We start from the raw sequence: 4,162 nt of genomic DNA, 5'->3' as shown, positions 1-4,162 counted from the left end.
ACGTCATCGAGCACCACCTTTTCGGAGGTTACTTGCCTTGGTGTGAGTTTTTTAGGAAGCGTATGACGGTGTTGATGCCAATCTTGAGGACGCGAGCAGTATCACGAACACCTGAGCCGTTGAAGGCCATATCAACAATCTTGTCTTTGACGCCAGGCTTGCGGGCTTCATAGGTGTAGGTGAGCTGAAACACGTGCACACAGACGGGGCAACGATAGCGAACATGGCCGGCGGGGGTCTTCCTGTGGCGATATACGTGGTCAGAGTTGCAGTGAGGGTAGTGAACGGTGATGGATGCCATGAATCTCAAAGGTACTCATTGTATCAATAGTTTAGATTATTATCAAGAACTGAAAGGTAAAATCAGGTGCGGAATGACTGGTGGAATCTCCTGCGTTCAAGATACGAGAAAATTCCACTTATGATCACCTAATTTTTTCGTGGTGATTACCGATATATAACTCGCAACGAGACTCAACCCTAGATGGCAAAGGTGTAAGAAGGTGGGCCCTAATATAATAGCTATTATAGCGTAAATGATTTGGTGAAGTAACGAATTTTATGAGCAAAGTCATCACCTATTATTGGCGCCGAAAAAACAACAAGAAAACACATAGCCTTAGAACCTATCCCAAAAGGAGTCGTCAGATAAAAATAGTGTTGTGTGTCAATTTCTGAGGGGCGGATGACGGGTGATAGCTGGCTGATTAGTGATGAGCTTTGGGCAAAAATGGAACCATTGCTTCCTGAACACAAAACCAACCACCCGCTGGGGAGGCATCGCAAGCGAGTGGATAACCGTGCCGCAATGAACGCCATTTTCTTTGTGCTTAAGACTGGATGTCAGTGGAATGCCCTCAATGCTATCGGCATTTGCTCATCTAGTTCAGCCCACCGGCGCTTCCAAGAGTGGCGTGATGCCGGGGTGTTTGAGCGGTTCTGGCAAAATGGTTTACTTGATTGCGCAAAGCAGGGCTCCATCGACTGGTCATGGTTGTCGATGGATGGTTGTATCACAAAGTCTCCCTTGGCTGGCTCAAAAAAACGGGGCGCAACCCCACAGACAGAGGAAAACAAGGGGTAAAACGCAGTCTGCTAACTGATGCAAACGGTCTCCCGCTATCGCTGGTTGTCACGGGGGCAAATACGCATGACATCAAGCTGGTTGCTGACACGCTTGACAGCCTTCAGACGTGCAGGCCTGGCAGGAGGCTCCATCTCTGTTTGGATAAAGGCTATGAAGCACAATGGTTGGAGGACTATCTGAAGAGCCGCTATTACGAAGCTCACATCCAATCGCGCAAAGAAGAATCTGAAGCCATGAAAAACACTGATTTTAAAGCGCACCGTTGGGTGGTAGAGAGAACTCACAGTTGGATGAATCGCTTCCGTGGGGTGCTGACTCGCTGGGAGAAGAAAGTCGAGAATTATGAAGCGATGCTGCATTTCGCTTGTGGCATTATCTCGTGGAATAAAAGCCTATTGGGATAGGCTTTTAATGATATTGATTTTTTTCGTCATTACCATAACGCCCATGACAACATAATCCAAGTTATCACACTAAAGCGGTACACACGAAACACTCTCAATATGGAAAGGAACGCGTATATTATTATGAGATTACTCAGTTCCACTCAACCGCTCATTAGCTTAAACATCCGGTATTCGTCGGTGTAAAAACATTTTGGCAGAATATTCTGTTTGGAAATTACTCAGGCTCATACGAACTCATTACTGTCAATCCAGTATCGGGTAATACACATCTTCGATATATAACACCACTATATTTGACCATAACTAAAGGCTTATTTGAAAATGATTTCATGTACCGACAGTCACACAGATAAACAATATGTCTTCGGCGATTTCGTCTTATATGCAAGTGGAGCACTGGTTCATCAAAAGCGACAAGTTCATGTCCCGCCGAAAGAATTAGCTGTACTTATTTTGTTACTGGATGCTGCGGGTGGTTTGGTAAGTAAAGATACGATTCTTAATCGCGCATGGGCTGATAGCGATGTTAATGAAGAATCGCTCACACGTTGCATTTATGTATTACGCCGAATGCTTATGGAAAGTAAACACTGCCGTTACATTGATACGGTATACGGCAAAGGCTACCGCTTCAGCCGCCATGTTGCCATAGTATCAAAGCCTCGTGCCCAGGTGCCGCACACCTCAATAGCCATATTACCGTTTTGCACCCACCCACAACTCAATGCGGTAAACCTGCACCATACCCTCATTCAGACTTTCTCACAGTACTCCCCCTTCGGACTCACCGTATTGCCTGCGGTTATTACTCAGCACTGTCATGATTTATCTGACATTATGGCGCTTATCGAACAATTCAATCCTGACTATTACTTGGCAGGAAAAACGGTGTTTATGGGCAATAGCTTGCAATTGCGCTTCGAATTAGTACGTTCAACAGGGCATCAATTGATCCATCATGAAAGTATCGAGTTATGCGTGGACCAACCGCTGTCTTCACTGCAAAATCGCATTGCCGCCCTAATCCCATCACGGATCCCTGAAGTGCAATGGAATTCAACGCAAGCCAATACCTTCGACTCACTAGATAGCGCGGTGCTCTATCTACACGCGCAGCATGAGCTCAAACGCTATACCCCTTCAAGTCTGCAACTCGCGCTGTCATTGCTACGGCAATGCGTGTGTATCAGTCCAGAGCAAGCTCCAGTGTACTGCAGCTTAGCTGAATGCTACCTAAGCATGTCGCAATTAGGGCTTTTTGACCAGCAACAGGCCTTAACTAATGTTCGCCAAGCAGTCAATAAAGCTATCGAATTAGCCCCTAGCAATCCGCATGCTTTAGGATTGCTTGCATTAATCAGCTGTATTCATTCAGAATACATGGTTGCTATGGCGCTCTTTAAACAAGCGCGCTTTCTTGCACCAGATTCTGCCACTCTTGATTATTACTATGCTTGGCATCTTTTTTTGTCTGGGGATTTATTACAAGCCAAACAATCCCTGCAAGACTGTCTGACACGCGATCCAGCGCACATCGCGGCCAGCGCATTAAAAATCTGCCTCACTTATTACACATCATCATTGGATGAAGCGATCACGCTTGGATGGCGTCAGTTATCGCAATATGGCCAAGAGCATCCGGTATTACAGAGTGTTCAAGCGCTACTACTAGCATTACAAAAAAAAACGGCTCAAGCCGAAGAGTTAATACAAGTTATACACGCATCAGGCGAAAATACTGGATTAATTGCCGTTAATCTGTGCTATGCCCAATATAGTCTTCAGGGCGATGCGGCGTTACCTTTATTACAAACCTTTTTAAATAATATTGATAGTCGACATGTTCGCGCCAGTTTGTTGCCATTAATTAAAATAGTGCACGGTAAAGATGCAGTATTAGATTTTTGGCGGCAATTAGATCGCGATGCTTATCATTGGATGAGAGCATGGCGTCACGATCCCCGGCTAAAAAATCTCGCTAAAGAAATAGAGCGTCAACATTCGGAGACTGCATGAGAAAAACGACAATATCCCTTTTACTTCTATCAGAAGTTAACTCCGCTAAGGCATATTGCTGGGATCACGCAGCTAGTATTTTTAATATATCGCCACAATTGCTCTATGCTATTGCTCTGCAAGAGTCTGCTTTAAACCAAAATTCGATCGGCCATAACGCTGACGGAAGTCAAGATTTCGGGCTGATGCAAATTAACAGCATACATTTACCTCGTCTGCGCCAATTAGGCATCAATGAACAAAGCCTTAAAGATCCTTGTATATCTATTATTGTCGGTGCATCCATCCTCGCTGATATGATGCAACGTTATGGTTATAGCTGGGAAGCCGTCGGCGCCTACAACGCTGGCACTGCCCCTGAACGCTATACCATGCGTATGCGTTATGCTAATAAAGTTCGGGAACGTTACCAACGACTAGTAAAGGAAAAGTAAAACCTGAGGTATCCTGATTTTCACAGACCGTCCCGATTGTTACGATGAGACAATCGGGGGTATTGAATGAAATCGAGAGAACACTATTCACAAGAGTTTCGGGCAGAGGCGGTTCGACTGGTATTGGAGCAAGGCCTTAGCCAAGCTGAAGCCGCCACAAGGGTGGGGATTGCCAAAGGGACACTGAGCAACTGGGGGGTCGCAGCCAAAGGAGGAAA

3 protein-coding genes and 2 pseudogenes are annotated in these 4,162 nt (G+C 45.5%); 4 read left to right on the top strand and 1 reads right to left on the bottom strand.

What is annotated here, in order from left to right; all coding sequences use genetic code 11:
* Nucleotides 1-301 (bottom strand): annotated as a pseudogene (locus CUC53_RS04590) (IS1-like element transposase); the annotation flags it as partial.
* A 384-nt stretch (nt 302-685) separates the two neighbouring features.
* On the opposite strand from CUC53_RS04590, the pseudogene CUC53_RS04585 reads away from it, so the two are divergent.
* The 4 genes and pseudogenes from CUC53_RS04585 to CUC53_RS04570 all read left to right on the top strand — a co-directional run.
* Nucleotides 686-1,491, top strand: a pseudogene (locus CUC53_RS04585) (IS5 family transposase).
* 324 nt (nt 1,492-1,815) lie between these two features.
* Nucleotides 1,816-3,510 carry a HilA/EilA family virulence transcriptional regulator gene (locus CUC53_RS04580; RefSeq protein ID WP_100293059.1) on the top strand — a complete coding sequence of 565 codons (1,695 nt, stop codon included), beginning with the start codon at nt 1,816-1,818 and terminating at the stop codon, nt 3,508-3,510.
* Nucleotides 3,507-3,944, top strand: a complete 438-nt coding sequence (gene iagB / locus CUC53_RS04575; RefSeq protein ID WP_100293058.1) for a type III secretion system invasion protein IagB — start codon at nt 3,507-3,509, stop codon at nt 3,942-3,944. Before CUC53_RS04580 ends, iagB begins: the two co-directional genes overlap by 4 nt.
* Before the next feature lie 66 nt (nt 3,945-4,010).
* The coding region (locus CUC53_RS04570) for a transposase (RefSeq protein ID WP_157798198.1) at nt 4,011-4,162 on the top strand (152 nt) is incomplete at its 3' end.

Origin of the sequence: Aeromonas cavernicola (genome assembly GCF_002795305.1) — a bacterium.
GTDB classification, from domain to species: Bacteria; Pseudomonadota; Gammaproteobacteria; order Enterobacterales; family Aeromonadaceae; genus Aeromonas; species Aeromonas cavernicola.
Note: the sequence above shows the minus strand (reverse complement) of the source record. Positions and strands in the feature narration are given on the sequence as shown.

Excerpts from the sequence above, each read along its gene's own strand:
- iagB (WP_100293058.1), top strand. The coding sequence starts at position 3,507 with ATGAGAAAAACGACAATATCCCTTTTACTTCTATCAGAAGTTAACTCC.
- CUC53_RS04580 (WP_100293059.1), top strand. The coding sequence starts at position 1,816 with ATGATTTCATGTACCGACAGTCACACAGATAAACAATATGTCTTCGGC.